The sequence below is a fragment of the Corynebacterium sp. Marseille-P4321 genome, from assembly GCF_903645305.1.
Lineage (GTDB): Bacteria > Actinomycetota > Actinomycetes > Mycobacteriales > Mycobacteriaceae > Corynebacterium.
In genome coordinates this window covers 1-17799 of record NZ_CAHJXO010000003.1, presented here as the reverse complement: position 1 = coordinate 17799, position 17799 = coordinate 1, and the positions used below count along the sequence as shown (strand labels likewise).

General features: G+C 65.6%; 19 protein-coding genes. 14 read left to right on the top strand and 5 right to left on the bottom strand.

Features of this window, described 5'->3' with window-relative positions; genetic code table 11:
* Nucleotides 1-8: 8 nt before the first annotated feature.
* Entirely contained in the window at nt 9-1193 is a 1185-nt protein-coding gene (gene manA, locus HWX32_RS08405; RefSeq protein WP_175935526.1) for a mannose-6-phosphate isomerase, class I, read from the top strand.
* On the opposite strand, the gene HWX32_RS08400 is transcribed toward manA, so the two are convergent.
* Nucleotides 1183-2037 carry a hypothetical protein gene (locus tag HWX32_RS08400; protein ID WP_075469018.1) on the bottom strand — a complete coding sequence of 285 codons (855 nt, stop codon included), beginning with the start codon at nt 2035-2037 and terminating at the stop codon, nt 1183-1185. The genes manA and HWX32_RS08400 overlap by 11 nt on opposite strands.
* Before the next feature lie 212 nt (nt 2038-2249).
* On the opposite strand from HWX32_RS08400, the gene HWX32_RS08395 reads away from it, so the two are divergent.
* From HWX32_RS08395 to secA, 8 genes are all read left to right on the top strand, one after another.
* Complete coding sequence (locus HWX32_RS08395; protein ID WP_075469017.1) at nt 2250-2603, top strand: hypothetical protein; 354 nt, start codon at nt 2250-2252, stop codon at nt 2601-2603.
* Between the two features lie 5 nt (nt 2604-2608).
* Nucleotides 2609-3232, top strand: coding sequence for a dTMP kinase (locus tag HWX32_RS08390; protein ID WP_075469016.1), 624 nt, complete (start codon nt 2609-2611; stop codon nt 3230-3232).
* 22 nt (nt 3233-3254) lie between these two features.
* The gene (gene mtrA / locus HWX32_RS08385) at nt 3255-3941 is read left to right on the top strand and encodes an MtrAB system response regulator MtrA (protein WP_175935525.1); all 687 of its coding nucleotides are present in this window, start codon (nt 3255-3257) and stop codon (nt 3939-3941) included.
* Between the two features lie 4 nt (nt 3942-3945).
* Complete coding sequence (gene mtrB, locus HWX32_RS08380; protein ID WP_303049155.1) at nt 3946-5547, top strand: MtrAB system histidine kinase MtrB; 1602 nt, start codon at nt 3946-3948, stop codon at nt 5545-5547.
* Nucleotides 5534-7234, top strand: a complete 1701-nt coding sequence (gene lpqB, locus HWX32_RS08375) for an MtrAB system accessory lipoprotein LpqB (protein WP_175935524.1) — start codon at nt 5534-5536, stop codon at nt 7232-7234. The genes mtrB and lpqB overlap by 14 nt, the downstream gene beginning before the upstream one ends.
* A 7-nt stretch (nt 7235-7241) precedes the next feature.
* Nucleotides 7242-7868: a ComF family protein gene (locus HWX32_RS08370; protein ID WP_217702903.1), complete on the top strand. Its 627-nt coding sequence runs from the start codon at nt 7242-7244 to the stop codon at nt 7866-7868.
* 101 nt (nt 7869-7969) lie between these two features.
* Nucleotides 7970-8671 (top strand): ribosome-associated translation inhibitor RaiA, encoded by a 702-nt coding sequence (raiA, locus tag HWX32_RS08365; RefSeq protein ID WP_175935523.1) that lies wholly within the window; start codon nt 7970-7972, stop codon nt 8669-8671.
* Between the two features lie 122 nt (nt 8672-8793).
* The gene (secA, locus tag HWX32_RS08360; RefSeq protein WP_075469011.1) at nt 8794-11364 is read left to right on the top strand and encodes a preprotein translocase subunit SecA; all 2571 of its coding nucleotides are present in this window, start codon (nt 8794-8796) and stop codon (nt 11362-11364) included.
* Here secA and HWX32_RS08355 read toward each other — a convergent pair.
* Nucleotides 11361-11633 (bottom strand): hypothetical protein, encoded by a 273-nt coding sequence (locus HWX32_RS08355; RefSeq protein WP_175935522.1) that lies wholly within the window; start codon nt 11631-11633, stop codon nt 11361-11363. The two genes, secA and HWX32_RS08355, sit on opposite strands and share 4 nt — an antisense overlap.
* 264 nt (nt 11634-11897) lie before the next feature.
* On the opposite strand from HWX32_RS08355, the gene HWX32_RS08350 reads away from it, so the two are divergent.
* Nucleotides 11898-12311, top strand: coding sequence for an HAD family hydrolase (locus HWX32_RS08350; RefSeq protein ID WP_175935521.1), 414 nt, complete (start codon nt 11898-11900; stop codon nt 12309-12311).
* Nucleotides 12311-12805, top strand: a complete 495-nt coding sequence (locus tag HWX32_RS08345) for a hypothetical protein (RefSeq protein ID WP_175935520.1) — start codon at nt 12311-12313, stop codon at nt 12803-12805. The genes HWX32_RS08350 and HWX32_RS08345 overlap by 1 nt, the downstream gene beginning before the upstream one ends.
* Here the strand turns inward: HWX32_RS08345 and rsgA are convergent.
* Nucleotides 12779-13801: a ribosome small subunit-dependent GTPase A gene (gene rsgA, locus HWX32_RS08340; protein ID WP_175935519.1), complete on the bottom strand. Its 1023-nt coding sequence runs from the start codon at nt 13799-13801 to the stop codon at nt 12779-12781. The genes HWX32_RS08345 and rsgA overlap by 27 nt on opposite strands.
* Entirely contained in the window at nt 13801-15069 is a 1269-nt protein-coding gene (gene aroA, locus HWX32_RS11265; RefSeq protein ID WP_175935518.1) for a 3-phosphoshikimate 1-carboxyvinyltransferase, read from the bottom strand. The genes rsgA and aroA overlap by 1 nt, the downstream gene beginning before the upstream one ends.
* A gap of 18 nt (nt 15070-15087) precedes the next feature.
* Between aroA and HWX32_RS08330 the strand changes: the two genes are divergently transcribed.
* Nucleotides 15088-15753, top strand: coding sequence for an SOS response-associated peptidase (locus HWX32_RS08330; RefSeq protein WP_175935517.1), 666 nt, complete (start codon nt 15088-15090; stop codon nt 15751-15753).
* On the opposite strand, the gene ybaK is transcribed toward HWX32_RS08330, so the two are convergent.
* On the bottom strand, nt 15740-16204 hold the full coding sequence (gene ybaK / locus HWX32_RS08325; RefSeq protein ID WP_175935516.1) for a Cys-tRNA(Pro) deacylase: 465 nt from the start codon (nt 16202-16204) through the stop codon (nt 15740-15742). The two genes, HWX32_RS08330 and ybaK, sit on opposite strands and share 14 nt — an antisense overlap.
* Before the next feature lie 34 nt (nt 16205-16238).
* Between ybaK and HWX32_RS08320 the strand changes: the two genes are divergently transcribed.
* Nucleotides 16239-16835 (top strand): sigma-70 family RNA polymerase sigma factor, encoded by a 597-nt coding sequence (locus tag HWX32_RS08320; protein WP_121509101.1) that lies wholly within the window; start codon nt 16239-16241, stop codon nt 16833-16835.
* Nucleotides 16835-17113 carry a hypothetical protein gene (locus tag HWX32_RS08315; RefSeq protein ID WP_075469002.1) on the top strand — a complete coding sequence of 93 codons (279 nt, stop codon included), beginning with the start codon at nt 16835-16837 and terminating at the stop codon, nt 17111-17113. Before HWX32_RS08320 ends, HWX32_RS08315 begins: the two co-directional genes overlap by 1 nt.
* Nucleotides 17114-17799: the final 686 nt, after the last annotated feature.

Genomic DNA, 17799 nt, shown 5'->3' with positions numbered 1-17799 from the left:
GAGAATCAATGGAGCACCTCGAAGGAGCTCTGCGCCCCTACCCGTGGGGGTCGCGTACGCTGCTCGCGCAGCTGCGCGGCACACCCGCGCCAAGTGCCCGGCCGGAGGCCGAGCTGTGGTTCGGTGCGCACCCGGGTTCTCCGGCGACGATCGAGGGTCGCGGGTTAGACGAGATCATTGCCGCCGACCCGCAGGCGACTCTCGGCGAGCGTGTGGTGTCTCAGTACGGGGATCAGTTGCCGTTTTTAGTGAAGCTCCTCGCCGCAGACGCGCCGTTGAGCATCCAGGCACACCCTTCGCGCGAACAGGCGGAGGAAGGCTTCGCGCGCGAGAACGCCCAGGGCATTCCGATCGAGCACCCGAAGCGCAACTACAAGGACCCGCACCCGAAGCCGGAGCTGATCGTCGCGCTCACCGAGTTCCGGGCGTTGGCCGGGTTCCGTCCGCCGGAGCAAACCGCTGAGCTGTTCCAGGCGCTGCAGGTACCCGAGCTGGACCGCTTCGCTACGCTGCTGCCCACCGGCGGCGAGGGGGACATGCGTGCGCTGTTCACCACGCTCATCTCGCTGCCCGGCGAAACCCGCGCCACGTTGCTCAGCGCGATCGCCGAATCAGCTGCCGAGCTCACTGAGCAGACTGATGCGCCGGAGTGGATCATCGACGCCGCCAACGTGTTTCTCCAGCTCAACCAGCGCTACCCGGGCGACGTTGGTGCGTTGGCTGCGCTTTTGCTCAACGTGGTCACGCTTGCCCCGGGTGAGGGCGCGTTTCTGGGCGCGGGCCAGCTGCACGCCTACCTGTCAGGCTTGGGCGTGGAGGTCATGGCGAACTCCGACAACGTCCTGCGCGGCGGCTTGACCACAAAGCACGTGGACGTGCCCGAGCTGGTGCGCGTGGTGGATTTCTCCTCGCTCGCGTCGCCCTTGGCGGACCGAGAAGAGACCCCGGAGGCAACCGTGTTCCACCTACCGGAGGACAGCTTCCGCGTCACCGCGCACACGGTGCGCGGCGACACGCCCGTTGCTATCGACTTTGACGGGCCCACCATCGCCCTGTGCACCGAAGGAACGGTGGCTTGCGACGACTTTGTGCTGCGCCCGGGCCAGGCGGCGTGGATCGCAGCGTCGGAGCCAGCGGTGCGTTTCTCGGCGGAGGGCGGTCAGCCCGCCCAGTTGTTCACGGTTACTTCGTAACCCGGTTTACGAAGCGGTCCACGATCTCACGGGCCGCCGCGTCCGGTGCCTGTTCCTTCGGGTAACCGGCGACGTTTTCCTTGCCCGGCACATGGTGCGAGCGCGCCTCAGACGGGGCTGGCTCAGTCGGCTCCGCGGGAGCTGGCTGGCGGTCCTGGCCCTTCTCGGTGGTGTCTGTTTCCACATTTTGCGTGCCCTTCGGGTCCGCGTTGTCCGGCTGCTCGGAGCGCGGGGTCTCGGACGCCTTGGGGCTCTCAGCGGGCTGCGTGTCGCCGGCGCCGGTTGTCTCCCGTGGGGAGGTGCCCGCGGATTCGCTCGTGGCGGACTGGTTTGCAGAGGTCTCTTCGTTGCCAGCCTGCTTCGCGCTGGAGGCAACCGAAGGCTCTGAACCCGCAGCGGGCTGCGGCACCACGTTGGTGGGGCGGTAGACGTTGGTCGCCTGCTGCTCGGTCTTCTGCTTGCCGATTACAGCGTGGGGAGGCAGGTACGGGTCGTCCTCAACCGTGTAATTGGCGGCGGCGTTACCGCCTGCGGCCGCGGGCATGTCTGTCGCGTTGGCTTCTTGCGATGCCTCGGTGTTTGCGGATTGCCCCGCGTTGGCGTCGGCGCTGCGCGAACGGTCTTCGCGTTCGCGAGTCGCCGAGGCGCTGGTGGTTTCCGACGTGGGCTCTTGAGCGGATGTGCTCGCGACGGTCGCGCCGTTTCCGCCGGCCGCCTGGGCGGTGAATCCGGCGCGGTTGCTCTGTCCGGTGCTCGATCCTGCCCAGACAGCCACCCCTACAGCGGCTGCAAGCAGCAGGCCTGCGGCGAAGTAGACCGCGACGCGGCGGGTGGTCGGCTTCACGGGTGCTCCCTTTCGTCGTTCGTCACAACTTGATAACGGTTTGTGCGTTCAGGAACGTTTATAGCACGCCGGGGGTAGTTGGCAGAACCCCCTTTCATCTTCGGCGCGCCGTGAATTTTCCCGTGCACGGTCGCATGCGTCGCGCGCGTGACGTATATAAAGACAGTAGAAAAGCCTTTCAACGGGTACCTGCGAATGTAAGGAGTGCCGCTTTGAGCACCTGGGATCAGGAGATCTTCACGGTTGAGGTCAACGCCGATTTTCTCGATGAGTTGGCTGAGCTGGAGTCCGACGAAGTGATGGACGCTGTGCGCGACGCGGTGCTTCTGGGCGCGAACCAGGGCGCGGCGTCGGAGGACGAGGTACTCAACGGCCAGGCGGCTGCAACGATCGCGGCTATTTGGGCAGGCGCGCCGTTCTCCGCAGGCGAGGTGGTGGAGCGCTACCCGTTCATCCGGATGCGCCCGGATGAGCTGGACGAGAAGCTCACCGAGACCGCGGCGGAGATCTTGGAGGCGGCGGACACGGAGTTGGACCTCGAGCAGTTCATCGAGGCGCTCTCTTAGTCGCAATGATTATCGCAGTTGAGGGCATTGACGGGGCGGGCAAGCACACACTCGTCACCGCTATTCAGGATGAACTCGGCGCGCAGACGTTGTCGTTTCCGCGCTACGAGGATTCGATCCACGCGCAGCTCGCCCACGACGCGCTGCATGGGCGGATGGGGGATGTGACGGATTCGGCGTTCGCTATGGCGACGCTGTTCGCGCTGGATAGGCATGGGGCGAAGGAGCTTCTCGACGAGTACGTGGACACCGACGACCGCATCCTCATCCTCGACCGTTATGTTGCGTCGAACGCTGCGTACACTTCGGCACGCACGGGGGACGAGGCGGCCGCGGGGTGGGTGGCGGAGCTGGAGTTCGGCAGGCTGGGGCTGCCGAAGCCGGACCTGCAGGTGCTTGTCGATACTGCGCCCGAGGTGGCTCGCGAGCGCGCCGTGAGGCGCGAGGCGACCGACGAGTCGAGGGCCCGCGACCGCTACGAGCGCGACCGTGCGTTGCAGGCGGCGACGTTCCAGGCTTACGTGGATCTTGCGGAAGCGTCCTGGGCGAGCCGCTGGGTGAGAAGCGTCGACGCGGCGGTTATCATGCAGGAAGTGCAGGCGCAGCGTCAGCGTGCGCCCGAGAACTAAAGCGCAGGAGGAGGAACACGCCATGGCGCCGAAGATCCTCGTCGTGGACGACGACCCGGCGATCAACGAGATGCTGACCATTGTGTTGGAGGCGGAGGGCTTCCACACGCGGTCTGTCACCGACGGTGCCGAGGCGGTGGGGGCGTTTAAGGAATACGACCCGGATTTGATCCTGCTCGATCTCATGCTGCCGGGCATGAACGGCATTGATATCTGCCGCGAGATCCGTAAGGAGTCCGCGGTGCCGATCGTCATGCTCACCGCCCGCACCGACACGGTGGACGTGGTGTTGGGCCTCGAGTCGGGGGCGGACGATTACATCACCAAGCCGTTCAAGCCGAAGGAGCTTGTGGCGCGTATCCGCGCGCGGCTGCGTCGCACCGAGGCAGAGGCCGATACTGAGGTGTTCCACGTCGGGGACTTGGTCATCGACGTGCCGCAGCACACGGTGACCCGCGGCGGCGAGGAAATCCAGCTCACCCCGCTGGAGTTCGACTTGCTTTTGGAGATGGCGCGCAAGCCAAACCAGGTGCACACCCGCGAGGAGCTGCTTGAGTCGGTGTGGGGCTACCGCAACGCCTCTGATACCCGCCTGGTGAACGCGCACGTGCAGCGACTGCGCTCGAAGATCGAGCACGATCCGGAGAACCCGGAGATTATCTTGACGGTGCGCGGCGTGGGTTACAAGACCGGCAAGGCGGAGGCGTAAGGCCCTGAGTGCCCTAAAACGCGCGCGGGAACACGTCGCGCACGCCTGGTCCACCTCGCTACAGGTGCGGTTTGTGGGCACGGTGCTCATCGTGTCCACCGTTGTGATGTTTGTGCTGGGTTTTGCCCTGGCTTCGGTGGTCACCGACCGCATCACGGCGGCGAAAATTGAGACGGCGAGTGTGGAAATCGACCGCGCCCGCGTGAACGTGGAGTACCAGCTTGCAAACGCGGGTACGACGGGTTCGCTGCAGGCGCGCCTGAACTCTGCGCGCGCCGGGTTGACGCAGCGCGCGCAGGAGAGCGCGGACGCGTCGAGCTTCTACGAGCCGGTGCTCCTCGTTGAAGGGGTGAGTGGGCAGGTGACGTCTTCGCCGGAGGCGTACCAGATCCCGGAGCGGCTCGAGAGCTACGTCGACGACGGCAACGTGGCCTACCAGTTCGCGACGGTGGAGCGCTCGGACGGTTCGGCCTACGACGCGCTGATTGTGGGCACGCCGACGAACGCGGAAATCCCGAATCTGCAGCTCTACCTTGTGATGAACATGGAGTCGGAGGCCTCCACGGTGGCGTTGATGCGCGGCATTTTGGCCTCTGCGGCCGTGATTGTGGTGGTGCTTTTGGTGGGCATCGCGTGGCTGGCCTCCCAGCAGATTGTGGCACCGGTGCGTTCCGCCTCACGCACCGCGCAGCGCTTCGCCTCCGGCCACTTGCGTGAGCGCATGCCCGTGGAAGGCGAGGACGAGATGGCGGTGCTGGCCATCTCGTTCAACGACATGGCGGACACGTTGTCGAAGCAGATCCAGAACTTGGAGGAGTACGGCGACCTGCAGCGCCAGTTCACCTCCGATGTTTCGCACGAGCTGCGTACCCCGCTGACTACTGTGCGCATGGCGGCGGACATGATCGCCGGCAACGAAGACGAACTGGACCCGATGACGAAGCGCGCCTCCCAGCTCATGACAGAGGAGCTGGACCGCTTCGAGGCCCTGCTCAACGACCTGCTCGAGATCTCGCGCCACGACGCAGGCGTGGCCGATCTGTCCGCCACGACGATGGACGCGCGTACGCCGGTGGAATCCGCCTGGGAGCAAACCCGGCACCTGGCAGACGAGCTCGACGTGGAGGTCACCTTCGACCTGCCGGACGAGCCGCAGACCATCGAGGGAGATTCGCGTCGCATTGAGCGGGTGGTGCGAAACCTTATCGCCAATGCCATCGACCACTCGGAGGGCAACCCAGTGGCGGTGGTGATGCGCTCTAACGAAGAGGCGGTGGCGGTCACGGTGACCGACTCCGGCGTGGGGCTTAAGCCCGGACAGGACGAGATGGTGTTTAACCGCTTCTGGCGCGCCGATAAGTCGCGCAAGCGCCACTCGGGCGGCACTGGCCTTGGCCTGGCCATTGCGCGCGAGGACGCGTTGTTGCACAACGGCACCCTCGACGCCGCCGGAGAGTTCGGGGTGGGCTCGCAGTTCCGCCTGGTCATCCCGCGTCACCCGGAGGTTGGCTTCGAAAACGCCCCGCTTGAGTTGCAAGCGCCGGGCCAGGGTGACGTCGATAAGCAATTGCCCCTCACTCAGGAGGTGCCCGATGAAGCGCGCTAAACCCACTGTCGCTGTCGCGTCGACGCTGGTGTTGCTTACCGGGTGCGCGTCGCTGCCTACGAATTCGGCGCCGCACGTGATCCGCACGTTTACCCCGCAGGAGACTGAGATGCCCGCGGTGGGGCCGCAGGAGGGGCGCGAGCCGGACCTGCTCATACGCGATTTCTACGCCGCCGCGGCGATTCCGGATACGGATTACGAGACGGCGCGTTCCTTCCTCACGGAAGCCGCTGCCGGCGCCTGGGACCCGAGCGGGGACGTGCTGGTGGTGGACAGCATCGGCGTGACCACCACTCCGGGTGCGGCGGTGGGTGAGCGCACGTTTGCGGTGCACGGCTCGGTGGTGGGCAAGTTGCAGCCGGGCGGGTCCTACGCTCCGGAGCGCGGCACCTACGAGGCGAACATCGAGCTTGAGCTTGTCGACGGCGAATGGCGCATCGCCTCCCTTCCCGCCGGTGTGGTGATTGAGCGCACGGAGCTGCGCAACCAGTACCAGCCGTACAACCTGTATTTCTTTGACGCGGAGGATAAGGAGCTGGTCACCGACCGCCGTTGGGTGCATTCGAAGCGCGACACGCTCGGTTCGAGCCTGATTACGCTGCTTATGGAGGGCCCGTCGGAGCGCCTGCGCCCGGCCCTGACTGGGGCGCTGCCGTCGAGCGCGGCGTTCACCGGCTTTAACGACGGTGCTTACACCTTCACCGGCTTCGGCGGGGTGGACGAGCACGCGCGCACGCGTTTCGCGGCGCAAGTGGTGTGGACGTTGGCGTCGGCGGGCATCACCGGGCCCTACAACTTGCAGGTAGATGGGCAGCAGCTTATCGACGGAGCCACCGCCCTGGACACCGACGATTTCGCCGACGTGAGCCCTCTTGTTGAGGTGGTCGGGGAAACCACGCTGTACGCCCTTTCTGACGGCAAGATCAGGCGGCTCGAGGGCGGCGAATCCACGGCGGTGGACGGCATCCTTGGCGGCGAGGACGACATCGCCTCCGCTGACGTCACCGGCGGCGGCGAGTGGGCGGCGGTGCGCTCAGGCGACGGCGCCGACACGCTGTGGGTGGGTAAATTCGGCGTCCGCGGAACTGAGGTGCTTTCCGCCGATACCCTCACGCGGCCCACGTTCGAGCAGGGCGCGGGCGCGGTGTGGACGGTTGCGGACGGGCAGCGCATCATGCGAACCGTGCAGTCCGCGGCCACCGGCGACATCACCACCGGGCAGGTCACGGCGGAGCTGCCCGAGGGCGTGGAGGGCAACATTTCGGTGTTGCGGCTCTCGCGCACTGGCACGCGGGCGGTGATGGTGATTGACGGAAGTTTGTACACCGGCATCGTGAAGCGCTCGGCGTCCGGTGAGCGCTCGATTGTCAACGTGCTCGAGTACGCGCAGGAGCTCGGCGGCAGCGTGGTTGCGGCGGATTGGCGGGCGGACGGGTCGCTCATCGTGGGTACGTCGACAAGCAATCTGCCCGTCATGCGCGTGGAGCAGGACGGCTCCTCGATGGCTGCGCTGTCCACGGGCAATATTACGGCGCCGGTGGTGGCGGTGGCCGCGTCGCCAAGCACTGTGTATGTCACCGACGCGAACGCGGTGCTGCAGGTGCCCGCTTCCGGCGAAGACAACCCGATCTGGCGCGAGGTGCCCGGCCTGGAAGGCGTGCGCGCGCTGCCTATCGTGGCGCGGTGATCGGAAGGTGACGGGGTGGAGCGCGGCGGTATCCGAGCTGGTGCTGCCGAAGCGCTGCGCCGGCTGCGGCGCGGCGGGCGAGATGCTGTGCGCCGCGTGTAAGCGAGAGCTCGCCGTGCCGCCGCGCCGGGTCTTTCCGAACACCCCGGCGCACGCGCCGGTGTTTGCGCTCGGGCCGTACGCGGGCGCGCACCGGGGCGTGGTGTTGGCGATGAAAGAACGTCGCCATTTGGCGGTGCGGCCGCACGTGGGGGCGGTGCTCGACGCAGCGCTCGCGTACCTGGAGGCGCGCGGCGAGATCCCGGCCGACGCGGTGCTCGTGCCCGCGCCGACGCGGGAGCGCTCGGCGCGCGAGCGCGGGGGAGACCCGGTCGAGCAACTCTGCCGCGCCACCGGGCGAAAAGTGGCCCCGGTGCTTCGCCTCGAAGCCGGCACGGCGGATCAGTCGGGCCTCGACGAAGCCGGACGCAGGGCGAACCTCTCTGGCGCGGTGCGGCTGCGCGGGGTGCCGGCGGGCAGGCTCGTGCTTGTCGACGATGTCGTGACCACCGGCGCAACCCTCCAGGCGAGCGCGGCGCTACTCATCGCTTCCGGCGCTGACGTCGCCGCGTGCGTGGCGATCTGTGTGGCGTGACCGGCAACTCACAGCAGGCCCACAGGGGTCTTCGTCACATTGGTCATAACCAGTTGTATAGTGGTTGGTGACACAGTTCCTACGACCTAGGGAGGTTGCAGATGACTTCTGCAGAGCAAAACAGCGCAGCAAACGAGGCGCTCAGCCCGGACGCCCAGGTGACCATCACCGGTCGCAACGTTGAGGTTCCGGAGCACTTCCAGGAACGCGTATACGGCAAGCTCGCCAAGATTGAGAAGCTTGACCCGTCGCTCAACCACTTCACCGTGGAGCTCAAGCACGAGCCGAACCCGCGCCGTGAGGCGCAGGCCAACCGCATCCAGATCACTGCCACCGGCTCCGGCCACCTGGCTCGCGCCGAGGCGAAGGAGGACAGCTTCTACGCGGCGCTGGAATCGGCGGTGGGCAAGCTGGAGCGCTCCCTGCGCAAGGTGAAGGCGCGCCGCGAGATTTCGCTTTCCGGCCACCGCGCTCCGAAGTCCACCGGCGTAATGGCCGCGGAGCTGGAGCGCGAGGCAGCTGCGAAGGCGGCGGAGGAGAAGCCGGGCAAGTACGACGTTGACCCGTACGAAGATCAGGTCGACGACCTCGCCCCGGGCCAGATCGTGCGCACCAAGCTGCACCCGAACACCCCGATCAGTGTGGACGAGGCGTTGTCAGAGATGGAGCTGGTGGGCCACGACTTCTACCTGTTCATCGACGAGGAGACCCAGCGTCCCGCCGTGGTGTACCGCCGCCACGCGTTCGACTACGGCCTCATCGAGCTGGCAAGCGAAGAAGAGATTCGAGCCGAAGAGGACTAAGGCTTAAGGTCACACGGCGCCGCCTGTTTGGGCGGCGCCGTTTCGCACCCTTTGGGCGTCGATAAGCTGCGTGCGTACAATGACGGGTTGATACCGCACAAATCGTTGTAAAGGATCCCACATTGAGGTTTGGACTGTCTAAGCTGCTGCGCGCCGGAGAGGGGCGCACCGTCAAGCGCCTTTCCAAGATCGCGGACCAGGTGATGGCGCTCGACGAGGAGTACTCGGCGCTCACCGACGAGGAGCTCAAAGCCAAAACCGACCAGTTCAAGCAGCAGCTGGCGGACGGCGCTTCCCTCGACGACATCCTGCTCGACGCATTCGCCACCGCCCGCGAGGCGTCCTGGCGCGTGCTCGGCCAGAAGCACTTCAAGGTGCAGATCATGGGTGGTGCGGCCCTGCACTTCGGCAACGTCGCGGAGATGAAGACCGGTGAAGGCAAGACCCTGACCTCGGTGCTGCCCGCATACCTCAACGCGCTCGAGGGCAAGGGCGTGCACATCGTCACCGTGAACGATTACCTGGCCAAGCGTGACGCCGAGATGATGGGCCGTGTGCACCACTTCCTTGGCCTGGAGGTCGGTGTGATCCTCTCCGACATGCGCCCCGCCGAGCGAAAGAAGGCCTACGACGCGGACATCACCTACGGCACGAACAACGAGCTGGGCTTCGACTACCTGCGCGACAACATGACACGCTCCACGAACGACATCGTGCAGCGCGGCCACAACTTCGCCATCGTGGACGAGGTTGACTCGATTCTTATCGACGAAGCGCGTACCCCGCTCATCATCTCCGGCCCCGTCGACGGCTCCAGCCAGTTCTACAACGTCTTCGCGCAGCTCGCGCCGCGCATGCGCGAGGGCATCCACTACGAGGTGGACCAGCGCAAGCGCACCGTGGGTATCTCCGAGGAAGGTGTGGAGTTCGTCGAGGACCAGTTGGGCATCGACAACCTGTACGCCCCGGAGCATTCGCAGCTGGTGAGCTACCTCAACAACGCCATCAAGGCGAAGGAGCTCTTCGAGCGCGACAAGGATTACATCATCCGCCAGGGTGAAGTGATGATCGTGGACGGCTTCACCGGCCGCGTGCTGCCGGGCCGCCGCTACAACGAGGGCATGCACCAGGCCATTGAGGCCAAGGAGCAGGTGGAGATCAAAAACGAGAACCAGACGCTGGCCACCGTTACCCTGCAGAACTACTTCCGCCTCTACGACAAGCTGTCCGGCATGACCGGTACCGCAGAAACGGAAGCGGCGGAGCTGAACCAGATTTACAAGATGGACGTCGTGCAGATTCCGCCGAACCGTCCAAACCAGCGCACCGACCGCGACGACTTGATTTACAAGACGCAGGAAGCGAAGTTCGCCGCTGTGGCTGAGGACATCGCGGAGCACGCCGCCGCGGGGCAGCCGGTGCTGGTGGGCACCACCTCGGTGGAGCGCTCCGAGTACCTTTCGCAGCTGCTTACCCGTAAGGGTGTGGAGCACAACGTGCTCAACGCGAAGCACCACGAGGAGGAGGGCCGCATCATCGCCGAGGCTGGCCTGCCCGGCAAGGTGACGGTGTCCACCAACATGGCCGGCCGCGGTACCGACATCGTGCTCGGCGGCAACCCGGAGGTGTTGCTGGACGCGAAGCTGCAGGAGATGGGCTTAGACCCGTTCGAGGACGAGGAGCGCTACCAGGAGGAGTGGGACGCGCGCCTGCCGAAGGCGAAGGAGAAGTCGCAGCAGCTTGGCGACGAGGTGCGCGAGGCCGGCGGCCTGTACGTCATCGGCACCGAGCGTCACGAGTCGCGCCGCATCGACAACCAGCTGCGCGGCCGTTCCGGCCGTCAGGGTGACCCGGGCGAGACCCGTTTCTACCTGTCCATGCGCGACGAGCTCATGGTGCGCTTCGTGGGCCAGTCCATGGAGAACATGATGAACCGCCTCAACGTGCCGGACGATGTGCCGATTGAGGCGAAGATGGTCTCCAACGCCATCAAGGGCGCGCAGTCGCAGGTGGAGAACCAGAACTTCGAGATGCGCAAGAACGTGCTGAAGTACGACGAGGTGCTCAACGAGCAGCGCAAGGTGGTCTACGGCGAGCGTCAGGAGATCCTCGGCTCGAAGGACATCGCGGGCCAGGTGCGCCGCATGATCGATGAGACGGTTGGCGCCTACGTCGACGGCGCAACGGCTGAGGGCTACGTCGAGGACTGGGACTTGGACGGCCTGTGGAACGCGCTGGATTCGCTGTACGGCCCGAACGTTTCCGCGCAGGAGCTTATCGACGGCGACGCGTACGGCCGCCCCGGCGAGATCACTTCCGAGCAGCTCCGCAGCGCGCTTATCGACGATGCTCACGCCCAGTACGACCAGCTCGAAGAAAACGTCTCGGCGATCGGCGGCGAGGAGCAGATGCGCAACATCGAGCGCATGGTGATCCTGCCGATCATCGACACGAAGTGGCGCGAGCACCTCTACGAGATGGACTACCTCAAGGAGGGCATCGGCCTGCGCGCCATGGCGCAGCGCGACCCGCTGGTTGAGTACCAGAAGGAGGGCGGCGACATGTTCAACGCGATGAACGAGGCGGTGCAGGAGGAGACCGTGCGTCAGCTGTTCACGATGCGCAAGCAGTTCGAGGCGCCGGAAGAAGAGGCCGCGGGCGCGGCTGAGGAGGGCGGCTCGACCGTCATCTAGAGCACCCGGAACGACACCAGTTTGCCGCCTTCGACGCGGGCGACGTAGGCGTGGCGCCGACCGGCCGCGTCCACGGTGCCGAAGTACTCTCCGCCCTCGCGGGCATGGCAGGTGACCACTTTCACCTGGCCCGCGGGGGCGTTTGCGCGTTTGCGTTGCTGCGCACGGATGTGTGCGCGGACTGCGGGCACGAAGCTTTTGGTCATCTGGGCGGCGGGGTTGCGTCCGCCGAGCGCGGCGTCGATGGCTTGGTGGATGAGCGGCTCCATGCCCCGCGGCTTTGGCGGGAGCGCCGGCGTGGGTCTTGGCGTGGTTGCGGCGGCCGATGGTGTGGGTGTGCGCGGCACGAGCAGCTCGATGTGTTGGTGTCCCGGTGCGGTGTAGCGCATGGCAGGTGTGAAAGCCCTTTCTGCGTGCAGTGGTAGCAGGGGGCGGGCGCGCGGCGGGGTAGGTATCATTGTCCACGTTTACGCCACCCCAGCACAAGGGGGTGTTCACTACAGTGCGCAATCATTGCGAAAGGAAGGTTTCAGGTGGAGGGACTGATCATCGATTACGCGGGCGTCCTTGACATGGGCACCGAAGACCAGCAGCGCTGGCAGGCTCTCATCGAGGCGGTCAAGGCTAACGACGTTTCGGTGGCCATCCTGTCCAACGAGAAGGCAGAAGGCGAGACGGCCGACGCCATCCGCGAGTGGGAGTTCCGCGGCGTGGTGGATGCAGTGGTGCTTTCAGGCGAGATCGGGGCGGAGAAGCCGGAGCTCGCCGCGTTCCAAGCAGCCGCGGATGCGGTGGGCCAGGAACTCGGGGACTGCGTGATGATCGATGACGACATCATGAACGTCCGCGCGGCCGTGGAGTACAGCATGATCGGCATCCTGCACACCGCGTTCGAACGCACCGCCGTGGAGATCCAGTCCCTGTTCGACATCGAGGGCGAGTTCTAGTGCGCGTTTACATCCCCGCCACCTTCGGCATGCTCGCCGCGCTGCACGAAAACGAAATCATCCACGCCCGCAGCGGCTGGGGCTTCGCGGCGACGAAGGCGCTGCACGAGTTCTTCACCTCGGGCGACGAGGAAGAGATTGAGGCCGTCGCGTTCGATGACGCCGCTTTGGCCTCGATCCGTCTTCTGGCCATCGGGGACGAGGAACGTTTCCCGCACCGCCGCGTGGTGGTCTCTGCGGACGTGGAGGCGACCGAAGAACCGGACATGGGCGAATCGGTCGTGCGTCTGGCTGGCCCGGTGGCACTTGAGCAGGTCGCGGCGATCCACGTGGATATCGCAGAAGCTGAGGAAGCCACAGCCAAAGCGATCGAAGTTGTGGACGCCGCCGATCTCGGCGACGAGGACGCAGAGCTTATCGTCGGCGACGCCCAGGACAACTACATGGCCTTTTACGACCCGTCGGAGCTACCGTTTATCATCGAGCTGCTTTAGCTCCCACTCGTTGTTCGCGTGCAGCGCCTCTAAAAGGCCGCGCACCGCGCCAGCGCGCCGCCCGGTGGGGGATCCCGGGTCGAGCTCATCCCACGCGCATTCCGGGTCCGCTGGCGGTCCGAGGTGGGTGCAGCCCCGCGGGCAGTTCTGAGCCGCTTCCTCTAGGTCGGGGAAGACCTGCACGATCTCCTCGGGCGAGACATGCGCCAGGCCGAAGGAGCGAATGCCGGGGGTGTCGATGATCCAACCGCCGCCAGGCAACGCGAACGCCACCGACTGCGTAGAGGTGTGGCGTCCCTTGCCCACACCAGAGACTTCGCCTGTCTCGCGCTGCGCTTCGGGCACGATGCGGTTGACCAGCGTCGACTTGCCCACACCGGAGTGCCCGATGAGCGCGCTGACACGTCCGGCGATCAGCTCGCGCAGCGTCTCCACGCCATCTTCGACGCCGGTGCGCAATACCTCCACGCCCATGGCGGCGAGCTCTCGCTCGAACTCGGACGGGTCGGCCAAGTCAGACTTGGTCACGCACACCACCGGCGTGACCCCACCGACGAACGCGGCGATGAGCGCGCGTTCGACGAACCCGGTGCGCGGCGGCGGATCCGCAGCGGCAACAACAATGAGCAAAAGCTCCGCGTTGGCCACAATGATGCGCTCGTAGGGGTCCGTGTCGTCCGCTGTACGGCGCAGCACCGAAGTGCGGTCCTCGCGCTTGACGATGCGCGCAAGCGTGTCCTTCGCCCCTGAGGTATCGCCCACCACGCCGACACGGTCGCCGACCTCAATGGAGACCCGCTTGAGATCGCGGGCGCGGGTGCACTGTACGCGTGTGCCGGAATCCAACACCACTCCCCAGCGCCCGCGGTCCTTCGCCACGACCATGCCGAACTGCGCGTCGTCGTGGGTGGGGCGGTTCTTCGAGCGAGGGCGTTTGCTCTTGCCGGGGCGCACCCGCACATCGGATTCGTCGTAATCGGAAAAGCTGCGCCCCACTAACGCACCATCTCCTGCCACATGTCGGCAAACCCTGGGAGCGTCTTCGACGTTGTGTCGATGTTCTCCACCTCCACGCCGTCGGTGACCAGGCCTATGATCGCGCCAGCGGTGGCCATCCGGTGGTCGTCGTAGCTGTGCCACAGCCCGCCGCGGAGGGTGGCGGGTTGGATGCGGAGCCCGTCGGAAAGCTCCTCGCATGCCCCGCCGAGGTTGTTGATCTCGCGCGTGAGCGCCGCCAGCCTATCCGTCTCGTGCCCGCGCAGGTGCGCGATGCCGGTGAGCTCGCTGGGCGTGCTGGCCAGCGCCGCGACCGCCGCGACGGTGGGGGTGAGCTCGCCGATGTCACCCATGTCGATGCGGATGCCCTCCAGCCTGCCCGGCTGCGGCCCACGCACCCGCAACTGGTGCTCCGCGCCATCGGCGACCAACTCAGCTTCGCAGCCCATGCGCTCCAAGATGCTCATTATCGCTGCGCCCGGCTGTGTGGTGCGCGTGGGCCAGCCAGGGATGCGCACCTCTCCGCCCGTGACTGCTGCTGCGGCGAGGAACGGCGCGGCGTTGGAAAGGTCCGGCTCGATCGCCCAGTGGCGCCCGCGGATCGGCTGGGGTGCCACGGCCCAGCTGTCGCGGCCTGCGTCCACCTCCACGCCGGCATCCGCGAGCATGGCTACCGTCATCTCGATGTGCGGTGTAGACGGCAGCGTGCGACCGGTGTGGCGGATGCGCACCCCGCGCGTGAACCGCGGCGCGGATAGCAGCAACCCGGAGACGAATTGGGAGGAACCGGACGCGTCGATGTCCACTTCGCCGCCCTCGGCCTCGCCGGTGCCGTGCACGGTAAACGGCAGCGCGTCGCCGGCAACGCTCACGCCGAGGCCCCGCAGTGCCTCGAGGATGGTGCCCATGGGGCGGGTGCGGGCGTGCGTGTCACCGTCGAAAAGCGTCTGCCCCTGCGCGAACGCCGCAACCGGCGGCACGAACCGCATGACCGTGCCAGCCAACCCGCAGTCAACCTCCGCGCCGCGCAGCTCGCCCGGGGTGACGGTGATGGTGTCGCCCTCGTGCGCGAAGCCCACGCCCATGGCCTCCAGTGCGCCCTCCATAAGGTCCGTGTCGCGCGAGCGCAGCGCGCCGGTAATGGTCGACGGCCCGTCCGCGAGCGCCGCGAGCACGTACGCGCGGTTGGTCATCGACTTCGAACCCGGCACCGATTGCGTGTGGGTGATCGGGGTGGGGCAGTAGGGGGCGGGCCACGCTTGCGTCATGCGGATAATAATAGAGGTATGTGCGGACGCTTTGTTCTCTTCACCACCGGCCAAGACCTCTACGACGAGGTGGCCGCGCTCCCCGGTGTCGAATCGGTCGACGCACCCGACGGCACCCCGCCGCCGCGCTACAACATCGCGCCGACCCAGCAGGTGCCGCTGATTAGGTTCGAGGGCGTGCAGGCGCGTATCGACGCCGCCCGGTGGGGCCTTATCCCCGCATGGAAAAAAGACGAACAAGGCCCGCCGCTGTTCAACGCACGCGGCGAGACGGTGGCGGAGAAGCCCTCGTTCCGCTCCGCCTTCAAGTTGCGCCGCGGGCTGATGGTCCTCGACGGCTACTACGAGTGGAAGCAGGAAGAAGGCCGCAAGCAGCCGTACTACGTCCGCCCGCAGGAAGGTTTGCTATACGCGGCTGCATTGTGGGGCACAGGGCTTGAACGCTTATCGACGACAATGGTGACCACCGAAGCCACCGAAAACATGGCGTGGCTGCACCACCGTCTGCCGCTTTTCCTGCGGCGCGACGAGATCCGCACCTGGGTGGAAGGCACCCCTGATGAAGCGCTCGCGCTCGTGCACCCGTCGCGGGTCGCCGGCGAGTTTGTGTGGAACGAAGCCGCGCAGGAAGTAGGCAACGTGCGAAACGATTACGCGGAGTTGACTGGGCTTATGGGGCGCTGATGTCGGCGAACTCGCCGCCCGTGAGCTCTGCCAGGTCGGCCGGTGCAAGCTGCACTGAAAGGCCGCGTTGGCCGGCTGAGACGGTGATGGTGGGAAGGTCGCGCACGGAAGCGTCGATAAGCACCTGCAATTTTTGCAACATGCCGAGCGGCGAAATGCCGCCCACCACATACCCCGTGGCGCGCTGCGCCTTCGCAGGCTCCGCCATCTCCGCGCGCTTCCAACCCAGCGCCTTCGCCGCGTGCTTGAGCGACAAGTGACCGGAGACCGGCACGCAACACACCGCGAGTTCCCGCTCGTGCGCGACAACCAGCGTCTTTAACACCCCGTCTTCGTTCAAACCCAGCTCAATCGCCGCATGCTGGCCGAAATTGTCCTGCGACGGCTCATACGTGAGCACCTCGTGTCGCACATCCTTCACGGCGCTTAACGCCCGAGTCTTAGCTGCCATGGGGCAAGCGTAGCCGTGACCTACAATGGCGGGCATGCCGGATACCGACCTCAAGTCGCGCTTTACCGAGGAAGCAATGCCCCTCCTCGACCAGCTCTACGGCGGCGCGCTGCGCATGACGCGCAACCCCCAAGACGCGGAGGATCTGGTGCAGGAAACTTATCTCAAGGCCTACAACGCCTTCGACAGCTTCAAGCCTGGGACCAACCTGAAGGCCTGGCTGTACCGCATCATGACCAACACCTACATCAACTCCTACCGCAAAAAGCAGCGCCGCCCGCTGGTCACCTCCGCCGACGACGTGACAGACAACCAGCTCTACACCTCCTCATCCCACGACTCGACAGGGCTCGAGTCCGCGGAAGTCGAAGCGCTGAAGCTCATGCCGAACTCGCGCATCTCCGACGCCCTCAACGCACTCAACGAGGACTACCGCATGGTGGTTTACTACGCCGACGTCGAAGGGCTGGCCTACAAAGAGATCGCCGAAGTAATGGACATCCCCATCGGCACTGTGATGAGCCGGCTGCACCGGGGAAGAAAACAACTACGCGGCATGTTGAAAGACGTGGCACAAGAACGAGGCATCGGCCTCGACCACGCAGACATGCAGGATGCGAAGGAGCAGTAATGGCCACCGGACACAACCACGCAGACCCGCGCGGAAGCGAAGTAACCCACCTGCTGCTGTGCGAACTCTTCGACCCGGACACCACCGAAGAGCGACGCGAAACCATCCGCAACACCGTGGCGAACTGCCCGGAATGCGCGCAGCGGGCCGAGTCCGAGCTCGAAGTACGAGCTATGGTGCGCGATTGTTGTGGACACGCCCGCGCACCCGAGCCGCTGCGTGAACGCATCATCACCTCTATTACCCGTATCTCCTACACGGAGATCCGGTACAGGTAGGCGGCTGAATCGCTTGCTTTTGTTGGGCCCCTGGTGGGGCCCTTTTTTCGTGCCGGGGCCTTGTTTTGGGGTGTTGTTGGTGTTGTGTGAGCCGACCCTCACCCCGGCGGGGGTAAATAGCGGGGGTAGTAGGGTGTGGGGAAGCGTTGAACAATCCCACGATGTTTCAACAATCCCGCGCCACCGCCTTAAGGCAACGCCTATAGGTCACCACGCCACGGCAGGTGAGTTGTACACACTTCGAAGAACACGCAGGTCGCGGGGTTTCAGGGTGCGGCCGGTGTAAGGGTTGTAAATGGGTGCATACTATGCAGTTTTGGGGATTGTTGAACCATCCACACCCGACTGCGGATTGATCGTTCAACACTTCCCCGCACACCGCGCGGCACCGGGGCGGATGGTTGAACAATCCGCACGTCAAAATACCTAACCATGTTGAACAATCGGGAAGAAGTGTTCAACGATCACGCCGTTTTCTTGTGCGCGGGGCAAGCGTTTTACCTGCGCATACCTGGTGCATAAACTTGGGGTCAACAACGAAACACACCTTGTCCACACCTCAAGGGTTCACACCTCAAGGAGAGCTACCATCATGTCGCTGCGCACCACGATCGCCACCGTGCTGGCCGCAACACTTGCCCTCACCGGCATGCAAGCCACCCCGGCAAGCGCAGCAGCCGCTGCAC

Bases quoted from the DNA above. Each gene is read 5' to 3' on its own strand.
- ybaK (WP_175935516.1), bottom strand. From the start codon at position 16,204: ATGGCAGCTAAGACTCGGGCGTTAAGCGCCGTGAAGGATGTGCGACAC.
- aroA (WP_175935518.1), bottom strand. From the start codon at position 15,069: ATGACGCAAGCGTGGCCCGCCCCCTACTGCCCCACCCCGATCACCCAC.
- HWX32_RS08355 (WP_175935522.1), bottom strand. From the start codon at position 11,633: ATGGAGCCGCTCATCCACCAAGCCATCGACGCCGCGCTCGGCGGACGC.
- raiA (WP_175935523.1), top strand. From the start codon at position 7,970: ATGACTTCTGCAGAGCAAAACAGCGCAGCAAACGAGGCGCTCAGCCCG.
- manA (WP_175935526.1), top strand. From the start codon at position 9: ATGGAGCACCTCGAAGGAGCTCTGCGCCCCTACCCGTGGGGGTCGCGT.
- lpqB (WP_175935524.1), top strand. From the start codon at position 5,534: ATGAAGCGCGCTAAACCCACTGTCGCTGTCGCGTCGACGCTGGTGTTG.
- mtrA (WP_175935525.1), top strand. From the start codon at position 3,255: ATGGCGCCGAAGATCCTCGTCGTGGACGACGACCCGGCGATCAACGAG.
- HWX32_RS08330 (WP_175935517.1), top strand. From the start codon at position 15,088: ATGTGCGGACGCTTTGTTCTCTTCACCACCGGCCAAGACCTCTACGAC.
- HWX32_RS08315 (WP_075469002.1), top strand. From the start codon at position 16,835: ATGGCCACCGGACACAACCACGCAGACCCGCGCGGAAGCGAAGTAACC.
- HWX32_RS08390 (WP_075469016.1), top strand. From the start codon at position 2,609: ATGATTATCGCAGTTGAGGGCATTGACGGGGCGGGCAAGCACACACTC.
- HWX32_RS08320 (WP_121509101.1), top strand. From the start codon at position 16,239: ATGCCGGATACCGACCTCAAGTCGCGCTTTACCGAGGAAGCAATGCCC.